The sequence below is a fragment of the Bacillus sp. JJ1609 genome, assembly GCF_036967045.1.
In the GTDB taxonomy this organism is placed as follows: domain Bacteria; phylum Bacillota; class Bacilli; order Bacillales; family Cytobacillaceae; genus Mesobacillus.
The window spans coordinates 48208-64558 of the sequence record NZ_JBALSS010000047.1 but is presented as its reverse complement, the minus strand read 5'-3'; the positions used below and the strand labels follow the sequence as shown (position 1 = coordinate 64558).

Here is a 16351-nt window from a genome sequence, read left to right as displayed (position 1 = left end):
TGTTCTTTTTTTGTGTCTTCTAAAATCTGGTCTAGGAAAAAGATTCCCGCTGTTTGGAAAATAAAATTCTGCTAATGAGTAAGCGTTACTTTCTTGTGTATTTTCGGTTCGAAAATTTATTTGCTAAATTATCACATGATAATCTGGATTAGATTGTTACAATGTAACAGTTTAACAAATATCCCCACTTCTAAACTCATCTAATCAACAGGTGCTAAAAATCAACATTGACCTTTAACACAACCATAGAAATAAAAAATGAACAGAAGAACCGTCCCCATGTTCCACTCATGTTCTCAGTTATAAAAAATCTTCTTTCTCTCGATCCTGACAAGTTTCCACTTGTTCTAAAATGGGTATAATAACCAACACCCCCACTTAGCAGGTTTTGGCATACATAAATTTGGCGAAAATAAATACAGTTGCATTAATTGCAAGGGTAAAAATTTTTTTGTATAATTAATGTCAAATATAGTCAAAGTCAGATAGGGGGAGGTTTAGTGAGGAATATATCGGACATCATAGAAAATTACCTCAAGCAGGTTTTGGAAATGAGCGACCAGGATATCGTTGAAATCAAGCGTAGCGAAATCGCCGATAAATTTCAATGCGTGCCGTCCCAGATCAATTATGTCATCAATACTAGATTCACGATTGAACGAGGTTACCTTGTTGAAAGTAAGCGGGGCGGAGGCGGATATATCCGTATCATCAAAGTCCAGATTTATGATCATGCACACTTGATTGATGATTTATTGTCTTTGATTAACACACGGATTTCTCAAAGCAGTGCTGATGATGTCATTTACCGTCTAGTGGAAGAAGATGTCGTGACGAACCGCGAGGCGAAAATCATGCTGAGCGTTTTAGACAGGTCTGTTCTGTATATTGAACTGCCGCTGAGGGATGAGCTTCGCTCGAGAATGCTAAAGGCAATGTTGATGGCATTGAAATATAAATAATATCAGAACAGAGGTAAAGAGGTGAGGGCATGATCTGCCAAGAGTGTAATCAGAGGCCGGCAACGCTGCACTTCACGAATTCTTTAAACGGCGAAAAAACTGAGCTGCATTTATGTGAACGGTGCGCACAGGAAAAAGGCGAAATGTTTATGATGAACAACGGACCAGGTTTTTCGATCAATAGCCTGCTTGCCGGATTGTTGAATATGCAGCCAGGTTTTACGGAGGAAAAGAAGGAAGCTTTCCAAGTGGAGGAAATCCTTCAATGTCCGCAATGTTCAATGACTTTTCCTCAGTTTGTGAAAGTCGGCAGATTTGGATGTGCAACTTGCTACGATGCTTTCAGGGATCAGTTGACTCCCATCATTAGAAGGCTCCATAGCGGGAATTACACACATAATGGAAAAATCCCTAAAAGAATCGGCGGGGATATCCATTTAAGAAAAACAATCGATGATCTAAAGCTAACATTAAAAAATCTTATTTCAGAGGAAGAATTCGAAAAAGCTGCTGAGACCCGGGACCAGATAAGAGATCTGGAAAGGAAATTAGCAGAGAAGCAAGAGGGAGGGGAGTAGACTTGTCATTGGAGAAGTTTATCAGTCAGGCTGTCAGCTCCTGGATGAGTGATGATGGACCTGATTCTGACATTGTCCTCAGCTCTCGAATCCGTTTTGCCAGAAACCTTGATGAATACAATTTTCCTACGTTTTTTACTAACGGTGAAGCCGAGGCAGTCATTGACACAATAATGGAACGGGTAAACAATAGCCATATTCCAAACGTTGAGCATCTAGAAATGATAAAGATGGGTGAAATCCCACAATTACAAAAAAGAGTACTTGTCGAGAAACATTTAATTAGTCCCCATCTTGCCGAAAACGGCATCCATGGTGCATGTCTTTTATCTGAAAATGAAGAGATCAGCATTATGATCAACGAAGAAGATCATTTAAGGATTCAATGTTTATTCCCTGGATTCCAGCTGACGGAAGCCTTGAAGGCTGCAAATGAGATTGATGATTGGCTGGAGGAGCATGTGAATTATGCTTTCGATGAGAAATTTGGTTATTTGACCAGCTGCCCGACAAACGCAGGAACGGGTCTAAGGGCTTCAGTCATGATGCACCTTCCAGGATTGGTCATGACGCAGCAAATGAATCGGATTGTGCCGGCGATTAATCAGCTTGGTTTGGTGGTAAGGGGTATATACGGCGAGGGCAGTGAAGCTCTCGGTAATATTTTTCAAATTTCCAATCAAATCACATTAGGAAAATCTGAAGAAGACATCGTAGAAGACCTGAAAAGCGTTGTAAGCCAGATAATATCTCAGGAAAGGTCGGCCCGAGAAGCATTAGCGAAAACTTCTAACATACAATTAGAAGACAGAGTCTTTCGTTCATATGGAATCCTGGCAAACAGCAGGATCATTGAAACGAAGGAAGCTGCCCGATGCCTGTCAGACTTGCGGCTTGGCATTGATATGGGGTATATAGAAAATATATCAAAATCGATTTTAAATGAACTGATGATTTTAACTCAACCAGGGTTTTTACAGCAGTATGCGGGCGGGCCACTAAGGCCGAACGAAAGAGATATCCGCAGAGCTGCTTTAATAAGAGAACGATTGAAAATGGAAACAAAAGAAGAGTCAGGAGGATGATCTTATGATGTTTGGACGATTTACAGAGAGAGCACAGAAAGTATTGGCACTCGCACAGGAAGAGGCAATCCGCCTTGGACATAACAATATCGGTACAGAACACATCTTACTTGGCCTTGTGCGTGAAGGAGAAGGAATTGCTGCGAAGGCATTATACGGACTTGGTCTAGGTGCCGAGAAAATCCAAAAGGAAGTTGAGAACCTGATTGGCCGCGGCCAGGAAACTTCCCAAACCATTCACTATACGCCAAGAGCTAAAAAGGTCATCGAGCTGTCAATGGATGAAGCAAGAAAACTTGGACATTCTTATGTTGGCACAGAACATATCCTTCTTGGCCTGATCCGTGAAGGAGAAGGTGTGGCTGCCAGAGTGCTGAATAACCTTGGTGTAAGCTTGAATAAAGCACGCCAGCAGGTGTTGCAGCTGTTAGGCAGCAATGAAACATCTGGCCATCAGGGTGGCGGGGCAGCAAATGCCAACACTCCGACGCTTGATAGCCTTGCAAGGGACTTAACTGCGATTGCCAGGGAAGGAAGCCTTGACCCTGTTATCGGCCGAAGCAAGGAAATCCAGAGAGTTATAGAGGTGCTTAGCCGCCGGACAAAGAACAACCCTGTATTGATCGGGGAGCCTGGTGTAGGTAAAACAGCGATTGCTGAAGGGTTGGCACAGCAAATCGTTAATAATGAAGTTCCTGAGATTCTTCGCGATAAGCGCGTTATGACTCTTGATATGGGAACTGTTGTAGCGGGAACCAAATACCGCGGTGAATTTGAAGACCGTCTTAAGAAAGTAATGGATGAAATCCGCCAGGCCGGAAACATCATCTTGTTCATCGATGAGCTTCATACATTGATTGGTGCCGGTGGAGCAGAAGGTGCGATTGATGCTTCCAATATCCTTAAGCCGTCACTCGCTCGTGGTGAGCTTCAATGTATCGGGGCAACGACGCTAGATGAATACCGTAAATATATTGAAAAAGACGCAGCGTTAGAAAGACGTTTCCAGCCGATCACAGTTGATGAACCAACTGCTGAGGAATCCGTCCAGATTTTAAAAGGGCTGAGAGACCGTTATGAAGCACACCATAGAGTATCGATTACGGATGCGGCGATTGAAGCGGCAGTAAAGCTGTCTGACCGTTATATCTCTGACCGTTTCCTTCCGGATAAAGCGATTGACTTAATTGACGAAGCTGGTTCTAAGGTGCGCCTGCGCTCCTACACGACTCCGCCTAACCTTAAGGAGCTTGAGGTGAAGCTGGAGGAAGTGCGCAAGGAGAAGGATGCTTCAGTACAAAGCCAGGAGTTTGAAAAAGCTGCTTCATTAAGGGATACAGAACAGCGCCTGCGTGAACAGCTTGAAAATACGAAGAAAACGTGGAAAGAAAAACAGGGCAAGGAAAATAGCGAGGTCACAGTTGAGGACATTGCGAATGTTGTGTCCAGCTGGACGAATATCCCTGTTACGAAGCTTGCACAAACTGAAACAGATAAGCTATTGAATTTGGAGGAAATCCTGCACTCTCGCGTCATCGGCCAGGAGGAAGCGGTTAAGGCTGTTTCTAAAGCTGTAAGACGTGCACGTGCTGGATTGAAGGACCCTAAACGTCCAATTGGTTCATTCATCTTCCTGGGGCCTACAGGTGTAGGTAAAACGGAATTGGCAAGAGCTCTTGCTGAATCAATGTTTGGCGATGAAGATGCGATGATCCGCGTGGATATGTCAGAGTACATGGAGAAGCATTCGACTTCCCGTCTCGTCGGTTCACCTCCAGGATATGTAGGGTACGATGAAGGCGGCCAGCTGACTGAAAAGGTTCGCAGAAAACCTTATTCCGTCATCTTGCTTGATGAAATCGAAAAAGCACATCCTGATGTGTTCAATATTTTACTTCAAGTCCTTGAAGATGGTCGATTGACTGATTCAAAGGGACGTACAGTCGATTTCCGCAATACGATTATGATTCTTACGTCGAACGTCGGAGCCGAAGCGTTGAAGCGCAATAAATATGTTGGTTTCAACATTCAGGATGGGGCGCAGGATTACAAAGATATGAAGGGCAAAGTAATGGAGGAGCTGAAAAAAGCCTTCCGTCCGGAATTCCTTAACCGTATCGATGAAATCATTGTCTTCCATGCTCTTGAGAAACCACATCTGAAGGAAATTGTGACATTGATGTCCGACCAGCTTGTGAAGCGTTTGAAGGAGCAGGAAATTACGCTTGAATTAACAGAAGCCGCAAAAGATAAAATTTCTGAAGAAGGCTATGATCCAGAGTATGGCGCTCGTCCATTACGCCGGGCAATCCAGAAGCATATTGAGGATCAGCTATCTGAAGAATTGCTAAAGGGTACAGTCCTAACAGGCCAAAATGTCATTATTGATGTAGAAAATGGCGAGTTCGTCGTGAAAACGCCAGAAGGGTCTGCAAAGGTTTAAATTGCTTAACAGGTTAAAATAAGGGGTATACGTACATAAACTACGTGTACCCTTTTTTTACTGATTATTGGCGTAAGGTTCTCGACAACAACTCGAAGTCCGAAAAAGCAAATGAGTTGCCTTCGTAAGGGTTCCTAGAACAACTCGAAGTCCGAAAAAGCAAATGAGTGGTCATCGAAAGGTTCCCGAGAATGAGAAAGCCAAAGAGTGGTCATCATAAGGTTCCTGAGAACAATTCCGCCGAATAAATGGTTTTCGGTTTGTCTTATCGGGATTGGATAGAACAATTAATCTGAAGAAAAAGCTCCTGATTTGCCCTCATATAGAGTCATTAGATCCAAGAAGTTTATAAGTGGGTCATAATCTGATGAGCATAAATATATAAAACAGAAAAATTTACACATCTACTTCAGTTCCAATCATTTCTTTTGATGAATGTTTAGCATTACAATAGAGATAATACTTTTTATTGATAGATGGCGAGGCTAAGAAAATGGCAAAAAGAAAAACAAAATTCATGTGCCAGGAATGCGGCTATGAATCTCCGAAATGGATGGGGAAATGTCCTGGATGCGGGCAGTGGAACAAGATGGTAGAGGAAGTGGAAAGCACTGGATCGACTCGAAAAGGGGCTTTTACTAATGCCAGCGGTTCTTCAGTGGCTGCCAAGGCGACTCCGATCACTTCGATTGAAACTGTCAGTGAACCGCGTATCACTACGGACTCGAATGAATTGAACAGGGTACTTGGAGGCGGGGTTGTCAGGGGTTCCCTCGTTTTGATCGGCGGGGATCCGGGAATAGGCAAATCGACGCTGCTGCTACAGGTCTCATACCAGTTGGCGAAAAAGGATCACTCTGTTCTCTATATATCAGGGGAAGAATCAATGAGGCAAACAAAGCTGCGTGCTGACCGCCTCGGGGTGACCTCTCCTAATTTGCTTGTATATTCAGAGACAAATTTGCATGAAATCAGCCTTACAATTGAAAATACAACACCTGATTTTGTGATTGTCGATTCGATCCAGACGATTTTCCACCCTGAAGTGACTTCGGCTCCGGGGAGTGTTTCGCAGGTTAGGGAATGTACGGCGGAATTGATGAGAATAGCGAAAACAAAGGGTATCGCCATTTTTATTGTAGGACATGTCACCAAGGAAGGCTCAATTGCTGGACCTAGACTTCTCGAGCATATGGTGGATACTGTTTTGTATTTTGAGGGTGAAAGACATCATACATACAGAATCTTGCGTGCGGTTAAAAACCGTTTCGGTTCAACGAATGAAATGGGTATATTCGAAATGAAGGAAGCTGGTTTGGAAGAAGTCGCAAACCCATCGGAAATCTTTTTAGAAGAACGGTCCCAAGGAGCTTCGGGCTCTACTGTGGTGGCATCGATGGAGGGGACACGTCCTGTTCTGGTAGAAATCCAGGCACTCATCTCACCTACCAGTTTTGGGAACCCAAGGAGAATGGCGACCGGAATTGACCACAACCGAGTTTCGCTGCTGATGGCTGTACTTGAGAAACGGGTCGGACTGCTGCTGGCGAACCAGGATGCTTATTTGAAGGTAGCCGGCGGAGTGAAATTGGATGAACCGGCAATCGATCTTGCTGTCGCTGTCAGCATCGCTTCCAGCTTCAGGGATAAACCAACCCGTGCTTCCGATTGTATTATTGGCGAGGTAGGACTGACTGGGGAAGTCAGAAGGGTCTCAAGGATTGAGCAGCGTGTTCAGGAGGCTGCGAAGCTTGGTTTTGAGAGAATTATTTTACCAGAAAACAATCTTGGCGGATGGACTCCACCTAGGGGAGTAGAGTTAATCGGTGTCTCATCTGTCAGCCACGCGTTAAAAGTCACCTTAGGGGGTTGATGGATTGGAGAATAAAAGCCTCGAAGAAAAGGAATTAGGTGAAATCCTACAATTTATCGCTCCGGGAACACCAGTCAGGGATGGCATCGATAATGTACTCCGTGCCAATACGGGCGGGCTGATTGTCTTTGGCTACAATGAAAAAGTCAAAAGCCTTCTGGATGGCGGCTTTGAAATCAATTGCAGATTCAGTCCGAGTTTTTTATATGAGCTTGCAAAGATGGATGGCGCGATTATCTTGAATGAAACTGGCAGTAAAATCCTGTTCGCAAATGCACAGCTTGCTCCTGATACGGGCGTGCCATCGACGGAGACCGGGATGAGGCACAGGACGGCGGAAAGGGTAGCAAGACAGACGAAAGCTCTTGTCATTGCGATATCCCAGCGGCGGAATGTCATTACCCTGTATCAGGGGAACCTTCGCTATGCCTTGAAGGAAATCGGGGTTATTTTAACGAAGGCAAATCAGGCAATCCAGACGCTTGAGAAGTACAAGGTCGTTCTTGAGAAAAGCATTACTAATCTTGGAATCCTGGAATTCGAAGATTTGGTTACCTATAATGATTTGCTGCAGGTCATCCATCGATTCGAAATGGTATTAAGAATCAAGACTGAGCTTTTAACTTATTTGAGTGAGCTGGGGATGGAGGGCAGGCTGATTCGTCTGCAGATGCACGAGCTTCTGTCTGAAATCGAGAAAGAGGCCCTGCTGGTCATCAAGGATTATTCTGCAGAGAGCGATGTGAAGGCAGAGGAAGTGCTGGCGCGTTTCCAGGAGCTTTCAAAAGCTGGCGTCATTGAAGATACGACGATTTTAAAATTGCTAGGCTACCAGGGGTATGTCCATATGGATGAATTTATTTGCCCAAGAGGCTATAGGATGCTGAACAAGATTCCAAGACTGCCGATGATCATCGTCGAAAATTTGATCAAAAGGTTCAATAAGTTCACAAATTTGATTTCGGCATCGGTCGAAGATTTAGATGACGTTGAAGGAATTGGTGAAGTCAGAGCCCGGAAAATTAAAGAAGGCTTTAAGCTGATCAGGGACCAGCTGATGGCAGACCGCCAGATGTAATTCACACTATTTGGCGGAACTGCTTTTAAATTGACACCCGTATAGCCCGATGCTACTTTTAAGGGAGAGTGAATCCTGGAAATAGCAGGATGATTATTTTTTCTTAAAATAGTTAGGCTGTTTACGTAACTTTTATGCCAATTAAAACGTATATTCTTTTGGGCCAGTGATTTGGACAAATAGACTTGGTTTGCAGGCAAGGAGATAATTAAGATTTTACATGTATTTATTTGGAGTTTTTAATGCTTATGCTGCGATGAAGGTGGATGTTGATTTTTAGCACCTGTTGATTGGAGCGGAGATCAACAGACAAGTTTAACACCGCAATACTTTAAGGCTCATCAAGGACCACAGCCTTGTTGCGGAATGGGCAATTAAAAAAATCTTATCCATAAGCAGGGTTTCAAATTTTAGAAGTTGTTTATAATGAGTAAAAGGAGGTGAAAGGATGTTAAGACGTATCATTCAAGCCTGCTTCCTGATCATTGGGGGAACGCTTGGTATATTCTTAATTCCTGATTTATTATCGTTAATGAAAATGGGAGACATGACTCTCATCAATAATCCTTATGTTACTGCTGTATTGGGCGCACTTATTTTTTATCTTCTTACTTTTTGGGCTGTTGACCATGTGACCAATTTTGTGAAGTGGGCTGAAGAATCGCTGCTCAAGGCGCCAATCACTGATGTTATTTTTGGCAGTGTGGGTCTTTTCTTTGGTTTGCTAGTAGCTTTTTTAGTTGGCTTTGCCCTTAATGCAATCCAGGTACCGATTGTAAATACAGTTGCCCCAACGCTCCTTACTCTTTTATTTGGTTATCTTGGATTCCAGGTGGGATTTAAGAAACGTGATGAGTTGCTTGGTTTATTTTCCAAATCAAAGAAAAAAGGCAGTGAAGAAGAAGAGGTTGAGAAAGAAGAGCGTGCAAGAGAATGGAAAATTCTTGATACAAGTGTGATTATTGATGGAAGGATTGCTGATATCTGCCAAACTGGTTTTCTTGAAGGTATTATCGTAATCCCGCAATTTGTCCTTGAAGAACTGCAGCATATTGCTGATTCATCCGACGCGCTAAAGCGAAATCGCGGCCGCCGCGGATTGGACATCCTTAACCGTATCCAAAAGGAGCTTAGGATTAAGGTAGAGATTTATGAAGGCGATTTTGATGATATTCAGGAAGTAGACAGCAAGCTTGTAAAGCTGGCGAAGCTGACAAATGGTGTTGTAGTAACGAACGATTTCAATTTGAACAAGGTATGTGAATTGCAAAAGGTTGCGGTGCTGAATATCAATGACCTTGCAAATGCGGTAAAACCCGTGGTCCTTCCTGGGGAAGAAATGAACATCCAGGTAATCAAGGATGGAAAGGAACACAATCAGGGTGTCGCATATCTTGACGACGGCACGATGATCGTTGTCGAGGAAGGTCGCGACTACATCGGTAAGCGAATTGATGTGCTTGTAACGAGTGTGCTGCAGACATCTGCAGGCAGGATGATTTTTGCGAAGCCAAAATTATTGGAAAAAGCATTATAGTTTGATTCAGCCATTTATAGTTTCGGGTTTCTCCCCGTCATGACTAAATGGATGAATCAGTATGTATGGGCAGTTATGTCCCGCTTACCTTCTTGAAGGACTGAAGCTGGGGTCTTAGCTGCCCGTTCATCTGTAAAAAATAGATTGGAGTTTTCGTATGCCTTATCAGGTCATTATCCCGGCAGCGGGACAGGGCAAGAGAATGGGAGCAGGAAAAAACAAGCTTCTTTTAACACTTGAAGGAGTACCTGTCCTCATCCATACATTAAAGGTGTTTAATGCCGATTTGGAATGCTCGGGTATCATTCTCGCCATCCATCCGGATGATGAGGCTGAATTTAAGCTATTATTGAAAGAATACGGGATTCATAAAGTATCCTCACTCGTCATTGGCGGGAAGGAACGGCAGGACAGTGTTTATAACGGGCTGAAGGTGCTTGGATCATTTGAGGGTGTTGTGCTTGTGCATGATGCGGCGAGGCCTTTTATAAAAGCTGAAACGATCCATGCACTAGTGGAAGCAGCAAGCAAAGAGGGCGGCGCAATCGTTGCGGTTCCGGTTAAAGATACGATCAAAAAAGCGGTGAACAGCCAGGTAATCGAAACGGTTGAGCGCTCAAGCTTGTGGGCAGTCCAGACCCCGCAGGCTTTTCGCGTTTCCATTTTGCTTGAAGCGCATAACAAAGCTGTGAGCGAACAATTTATTGGGACGGACGAATCCAGTCTTGTCGAAAGGCTTCCACATCAAGTCGCCATCATTGAAGGTGACTATGATAATATAAAGCTGACCACACCTGAGGATTTATATTTTGCTGAAGCCATCTTGCGCAAACGGAAAGAGGCAGGAATTAAATAGATTCATTGCAGGATTAACGTTAATAAAATAAAGCCTTAAAAGGAGTTAGTTATATGTTTCGTATTGGGCAAGGATTCGATGTACACCAGCTGACGGAAGGACGCCCGTTGATTATTGGCGGTATAACCATTCCCTATGAAAAAGGTCTGCTAGGCCACTCGGATGCGGATGTACTTTTACATACAGTTGCAGATGCATGTCTTGGAGCGATTGGGGAAGGGGATATCGGCAGGCATTTCCCGGATACTGACCCTGAATTCAAGGATGCGGATTCCGCTAAATTGCTTGAGCATGTATGGGGAATCGTTAAGGAAAAAGGATATGAGCTTGTGAATATCGATTGCACGATCATCGCCCAAAAACCAAAGATGGCACCGCACATCGAGCCGATGCGTCAAAGGATTGCCGCTCTGTTGGAGGGAACTCCTGACCAGGTGAATGTTAAGGCGACGACTACAGAAAAACTAGGTTTCGCAGGCAGGGAAGAAGGCATTGCCGCCCAGGCTGTTGTTTTACTGAAAAAAGTGTAAAACCAATCATCCGAGCTACTTCCGTTTTTCCCATAGGAAATGATACAATAATGGATAGCAATATTAGAGGAGGATTCACTATGTCATCAGATATTCGAGTGCGTTATGCGCCGAGTCCGACTGGGCATTTACATATCGGGAACGCCCGTACAGCACTTTTTAATTATTTATACGCACGCAACAGAGGCGGAAAGTTCATTATCCGCATTGAAGATACAGACAAGAAACGCAATATCGAAGGTGGAGAGCAAAGCCAGCTTAAGTACCTTCAATGGCTTGGCATCGACTGGGATGAGAGCGTGGATGTAGGCGGAGAATATGGTCCATACCGCCAGTCTGAACGTAACCATATTTATGAAAAATACAATCAGGAGCTTTTTGAAAAAGGTCTTGCTTATAAGTGTTACTGCACGGAGGAAGAGTTGGAGGCGGAACGCGAAGAACAGGCTGCCCGCAATGAGACTCCTCATTATTCCGGCAAGTGCCGCCATTTGACTCCAGAGCAGCAGGAGCAGTTTGAAAAAGAAGGTCGCCAGCCGAGTCTTCGATTCAAAGTGCCTGCAGGCAAAATCATCGCTTTCGAAGATATGGTTAAAGGCCAGGTAAGCTTTGAATCTGATGGAATGGGCGACTTTGTCATCGTAAAGAAGGACGGCACGCCTACTTATAACTACGCTGTTGTCCTTGATGATCATTTGATGAAGATTTCTCACGTTCTTCGCGGGGATGACCATATTTCAAACACTCCGAAGCAGCTTGTGATTTATGAAGCATTTGGCTGGGAGCCGCCAGTGTTCGGACATATGACGCTGATCGTCAATGAGAGCCGCAAGAAGCTAAGTAAGCGTGACGAATCGATCATCCAGTTCATTGAGCAGTATGAAGAGCTTGGATACCTGCCTGAAGCACTATTTAATTTCATCACTTTGCTTGGATGGTCTCCTTCAGGTGAAGAAGAAATCTTCTCTAAGGAAGAGTTCATTGAGATTTTTGATCCAGCAAGGCTTTCGAAATCACCTGCCTTGTTTGATCAGCAAAAGCTTGCATGGATGAACAATCAGTACATGAAAAAAGCTGATTTGGACCGGGTAGTTGAACTTGCACTTCCTCACCTCGTGAAAGCTGGAAAGGTCAATGAAAACCGTACTGAGGAAGAGAATGCATGGGTTCGCAGCCTCATTTCCCTGTATCACGATAAAATGAGCTTCGGAGCAGAAATCGTTGAGATGTCGGATTTATTTTTCCGCGATGAGGTAAACTATGATGAGGAAGCAAAAGAAGTCCTTGCTGGTGAGCAGGTTCCAGAAGTTTTAAGAGCATTCCTTGCAGAAATCGAGCAACTTGAGGAATTCAAGGCTGACGCAATCAAAGCAGCGGTTAAGGCTGTTCAAAAAGCGACAGGCCAAAAAGGCCAAAAGCTATTCATGCCTGTCAGAGCGGCTGCGACTGGACAGACTCATGGTCCAGACCTGATGCTTGCGATGGAACTGATCGGAAAACAAAAAGTGATGGAAAGAGTCACAAAGCTGTTAGGATAATAGGCTCTTTAGGGCGACAGCATAGGCTAATAAATTTTTTAAGTCTTTTAGTTAACAGATGAACAAAAATATAATATAGTAAGAGTAATTCCATAAATCTTAAAGTGTTGAAGAGGAAAAGTAGAAGAATGACGCTTATTAGAGAGAACCATCACCGGCTGAAAGTGGTTCAGGCCTCTCATTGTTTGAAATGCGCCTCTGAGTCCTTTTACGAACAGACAGCAGCTGTCTTAGTAGTATTGGGCGGGACCCCCCGTTAACAGGCTAAAGTTGAGGCTGCATCAATTTATGTTGCGGACCTAAACAGAGTGGAACCGCGCATCCAAGCGTCTCTGTCGTCTAACGACAGAGGCGCTTTTTTATTTTATTTAAGGCTGTCCGGCAGTCGAGAAAATGCTTAATAAAGGGGGATTTCACCTTGTTTAAAATGATCAAGGAAGATATAGATGTGGTCTTTGACCAGGATCCTTCAGCCAGAAGCGCTCTGGAAGTGATCCTTACTTATTCCGGATTGCATGCCATTTGGTCTCATCGATTGGCACATGCATTCTACAAACGAAAATTTTATTTTATCGCGAGAGTCATTTCGCAAATCAGCCGCTTTTTCACGGGGATTGAGATCCACCCGGGAGCCAAGATTGGCAGGCGTTTCTTCATCGATCACGGGATGGGAGTCGTCATCGGGGAGACATGTGAAATTGGCGATAATGTAACAGTATTCCAGGGAGTTACCCTTGGTGGAACAGGGAAGGAAAAAGGCAAACGACACCCGACCGTAAAAGACAATGCGCTGATCGCGACAGGTGCAAAGGTATTAGGTTCGATTACGATTGGAGAAAATTCTAAGGTGGGTGCAGGGTCTGTCGTTCTCAAGGATGTACCGCCAAACTCAACCGTCGTCGGGATACCGGGCAAAATCGTCATCCAAGATGGCGTCAGGATCAAAAAGGACCTGAATCACCGGGATTTGCCGGATCCGGTATCTGACAGATGCAAGGATATCGAGGAAGAGTTGTCTAGACTGGGAAAAGAACTGGAAGAAGCGAAGCAAGGAAGGGGCATGGGAAATGGGTATTAAAATCTATAACACATTAACGAGAAATAAAGACGAGTTTATCCCTCTAGAAGAGGGAAAAGTTAAAATGTATGTTTGCGGACCTACTGTCTATAATTACATTCATATTGGAAATGCCCGTCCGGCTATTGTTTTTGATACGGTTCGGCGCTATCTGGAATTCCGTGGCTATGATGTCCGTTTTGTATCAAATTTCACAGATGTGGATGATAAGCTGATCAAGGCTGCAAATGAATTGGGTGAAGACGTTCCGGCAATCGCACAACGTTTCATCAATGCCTATTTTGAAGATGTCCACGCTCTTGGCTGCAAGAAAGCAGATGTTCATCCAAGGGTAACTGAAACAATGGACCTGATCATTGGTTTTATCAGTGCTTTGATCGATAAAGGCTTTGCATATGAATCAGGCGGGGACGTTTATTACCGCACGAAGAAGTTCAATGAGTACGGGAAGCTTTCACACCAGTCGATTGATGAATTGAAGGTAGGAGCAAGAATTCAGGTTGGAGAAAAGAAGCAGGATGCCCTTGATTTCGTGCTTTGGAAAACAGCGAAGGAAGGAGAAATCTCCTGGGATAGCCCGTGGGGCAAAGGCCGTCCAGGCTGGCACATCGAATGCTCGGCTATGGCGCGGGAATATCTAGGAGATACAATCGATATCCATGCTGGCGGACAGGATTTAGCGTTCCCTCACCACGAAAATGAGATTGCCCAGTCAGAGGCTTTAACTGGAAAGACATTTGCCCGCTATTGGATGCACAATGGCTATATCAATATCGACAATGAAAAAATGTCAAAATCACTTGGCAATTTTGTCACAGTGCATGACATCATTAAAAAGCATGATCCACAGGTTCTAAGATTCTACATGCTTTCGGTGCATTACCGCAATCCGATTAACTACAGCGAAGAGCTGCTCGAAAATACAAAGGCTGCCTTTGAACGCTTGAAAACATCTTACCAGAACTTAAAGCACCGAATGGATGCCAGTGCTAATCTTACCGAGAATAATCAGGAATGGCTTGGTAATATTGCATCGCTCCATGAGCAATTCATCAAGGATATGGATGACGATTTCAATACTGCCAATGGAGTATCGAACCTATTTGAGCTTTCTAAGTTATCGAATTTGTATTTGATGGAGAAAAATACGGCTGTAGAAGTAATAAAAGCATTCATGAATGAATTTGAAACACTATTTGGTGTTCTTGGCCTGTCATTAAAGGACGAAGAACTGCTTGATGAAGAAATTGAAGCGCTGATCGAAAAGCGGACACAGGCCCGAAAAGACAGGGACTTCAAGCTTGCGGATGAGATTCGCGATCAGCTGAAGGAAATGAACATCATCATTGAAGATACTCCGCAAGGCATCAGATGGAAAAGAGGCTAAATGATGCTGCATTATGAACAAAAAGTTGATGAAAAACAATTGAATAGTCTTGCGCTTGCTTATATGGGAGATGCCGTATTTGAACTTTATGTCCGGCATCACCTGCTGCAAAGCGGTAAGGTAAGGCCAAACCAGCTGCATAAAGAAGCGACAGCGTATGTATCGGCAAAATCACAGGCGAAATTTCTCCATAAACTGTTTGAGATGGAGGCATTGTCCGAATCAGAAGTAACGATTGTAAAAAGAGGCCGCAATGCGAAATCAGGATCTGTCCCGAAAAACACCGATGTCCAAACTTACCGTTACAGCACAGCATTTGAGGCACTGATCGGTTCTTTGTATCTTGCAGGCAATGAGGAACGGATAGAAGAATTGATTACCACGATATTTGCACTTGCTGAAGAATAGATGGGAGGAACATTCCACATGAGCCAGAAACAGAAACAGAGCCGGAACCCGAAACAGAATAAGAAACAGGATCAGTTCCAGACCCAAAAACAGGATCTGAACCGCAGCCCGAAAAAAACTCAGGAACAAAATCAGAAACAAAGCCAGGAACGGGACAAGAAGCCATATCAAAAACAGGACCAATACAAAGTGCAGAGACCAGACAAGGGCACTAGGCAGAAGCATGACCAGAACCCAATCGAAATCCAGGACCCGAACCAGGATTACATTATCGGGAAAAACCCAGTCATTGAAGCGCTGAAATCTGAGCGGGATATTAATAAAATTCTTATCGCTGAAGGTTCCCAGGGCGGACAAATGCAGCAGGTTATTGGGATGGCAAAGGAAGCAAATGTCATCGTCCAATTCGTTCCGAAGAAGAAAATCGACCAAATTGCCGATGGCAATCATCAAGGTGTTGTTGCCCAGGTGGCAGCCTATGAATATGCGGAGATCGAGGATTTATTTGCAGCCGCAGAAAAGAAAAATGAGGCACCGTTCTTTTTGCTATTAGATGAGATTGAAGATCCTCATAACCTAGGATCAATCATGAGAACTGCGGACGCGTCAGGAGCTCATGGAATTATTATTCCAAAAAGAAGAGCAGTGGGTCTGACTGCAACGGTTGCCAAGGCCTCCACTGGAGCGATCGAGTATATACCGGTCGTAAGAGTGACAAATATGGCAAGGACAATCGATGAATTAAAAGAAAAAGGTGTCTGGATTGCCGGGACTGATGCTTCGGCGAAACAAGACTACCGAGCTTTGGATGGGACATTGCCTCTGGGCCTCGTGATTGGCAGTGAAGGAAAAGGAATGGGCAGACTCATCCGCGATAAGTGTGATTTCCTATTAAGTCTTCCGATGGTTGGGAAGGTAACTTCCTTGAACGCATCTGTTGCTGCATCGTTGCTGATGTATGAAGTACACCGTAAACGGCACCCGCTAGGGGAATAGAC

At 44.2% G+C, this 16351-nt stretch carries 13 protein-coding genes and 1 pseudogene; all 14 read left to right on the top strand.

Annotation, left to right across the window (positions count from 1 at the left end; genetic code table 11):
- The first annotated feature begins 500 nt into the window (after positions 1-500).
- The 14 genes and pseudogenes from V7654_RS23460 to rlmB all read left to right on the top strand — a co-directional run bounded on the left by V7654_RS23460 (position 501) and on the right by rlmB (position 16349).
- A complete protein-coding gene (locus tag V7654_RS23460; RefSeq protein WP_335433290.1) occupies positions 501-962 on the top strand; it encodes a CtsR family transcriptional regulator in 462 nt (153 codons plus the stop codon).
- A 29-nt stretch (positions 963-991) separates the two neighbouring features.
- Positions 992-1540, top strand: a complete 549-nt coding sequence (locus tag V7654_RS23455) for a UvrB/UvrC motif-containing protein (protein WP_335433288.1) — start codon at positions 992-994, stop codon at positions 1538-1540.
- Positions 1541-1542: 2 nt separating this feature from the next.
- Positions 1543-2632 (top strand): annotated as a pseudogene (locus tag V7654_RS23450) (protein arginine kinase); the annotation flags it as partial.
- Positions 2630-5068, top strand: coding sequence for an ATP-dependent protease ATP-binding subunit ClpC (clpC, locus tag V7654_RS23445; RefSeq protein ID WP_335433284.1), 2439 nt, complete (start codon positions 2630-2632; stop codon positions 5066-5068). The pseudogene V7654_RS23450 and the gene clpC, both read left to right, overlap by 3 nt.
- Positions 5069-5561: 493 nt before the next feature.
- Entirely contained in the window at positions 5562-6941 is a 1380-nt protein-coding gene (radA, locus tag V7654_RS23440) for a DNA repair protein RadA (protein WP_335433282.1), read from the top strand.
- 4 nt (positions 6942-6945) lie between these two features.
- Entirely contained in the window at positions 6946-8019 is a 1074-nt protein-coding gene (disA, locus tag V7654_RS23435; RefSeq protein ID WP_335433280.1) for a DNA integrity scanning diadenylate cyclase DisA, read from the top strand.
- 448 nt (positions 8020-8467) lie between these two features.
- On the top strand, positions 8468-9556 hold the full coding sequence (locus V7654_RS23430) for a PIN/TRAM domain-containing protein (protein WP_335433278.1): 1089 nt from the start codon (positions 8468-8470) through the stop codon (positions 9554-9556).
- A 157-nt stretch (positions 9557-9713) separates the two neighbouring features.
- Entirely contained in the window at positions 9714-10412 is a 699-nt protein-coding gene (gene ispD / locus V7654_RS23425; RefSeq protein WP_335433276.1) for a 2-C-methyl-D-erythritol 4-phosphate cytidylyltransferase, read from the top strand.
- A gap of 53 nt (positions 10413-10465) precedes the next feature.
- Positions 10466-10942 (top strand): 2-C-methyl-D-erythritol 2,4-cyclodiphosphate synthase, encoded by a 477-nt coding sequence (gene ispF, locus V7654_RS23420; protein ID WP_335433274.1) that lies wholly within the window; start codon positions 10466-10468, stop codon positions 10940-10942.
- Between the two features lie 80 nt (positions 10943-11022).
- Positions 11023-12480: a glutamate--tRNA ligase gene (gene gltX, locus V7654_RS23415; protein WP_335433273.1), complete on the top strand. Its 1458-nt coding sequence runs from the start codon at positions 11023-11025 to the stop codon at positions 12478-12480.
- A 427-nt stretch (positions 12481-12907) separates the two neighbouring features.
- Positions 12908-13558 (top strand): serine O-acetyltransferase, encoded by a 651-nt coding sequence (gene cysE / locus V7654_RS23410; protein WP_335433294.1) that lies wholly within the window; start codon positions 12908-12910, stop codon positions 13556-13558.
- Positions 13548-14945: a cysteine--tRNA ligase gene (gene cysS / locus V7654_RS23405; protein WP_335433272.1), complete on the top strand. Its 1398-nt coding sequence runs from the start codon at positions 13548-13550 to the stop codon at positions 14943-14945. The genes cysE and cysS overlap by 11 nt, the downstream gene beginning before the upstream one ends.
- A gap of 3 nt (positions 14946-14948) precedes the next feature.
- The gene (locus V7654_RS23400; protein ID WP_335433271.1) at positions 14949-15353 is read left to right on the top strand and encodes a Mini-ribonuclease 3; all 405 of its coding nucleotides are present in this window, start codon (positions 14949-14951) and stop codon (positions 15351-15353) included.
- 243 nt (positions 15354-15596) lie between these two features.
- Positions 15597-16349 (top strand): 23S rRNA (guanosine(2251)-2'-O)-methyltransferase RlmB, encoded by a 753-nt coding sequence (gene rlmB, locus V7654_RS23395; RefSeq protein WP_335433293.1) that lies wholly within the window; start codon positions 15597-15599, stop codon positions 16347-16349.
- Positions 16350-16351: the final 2 nt, after the last annotated feature.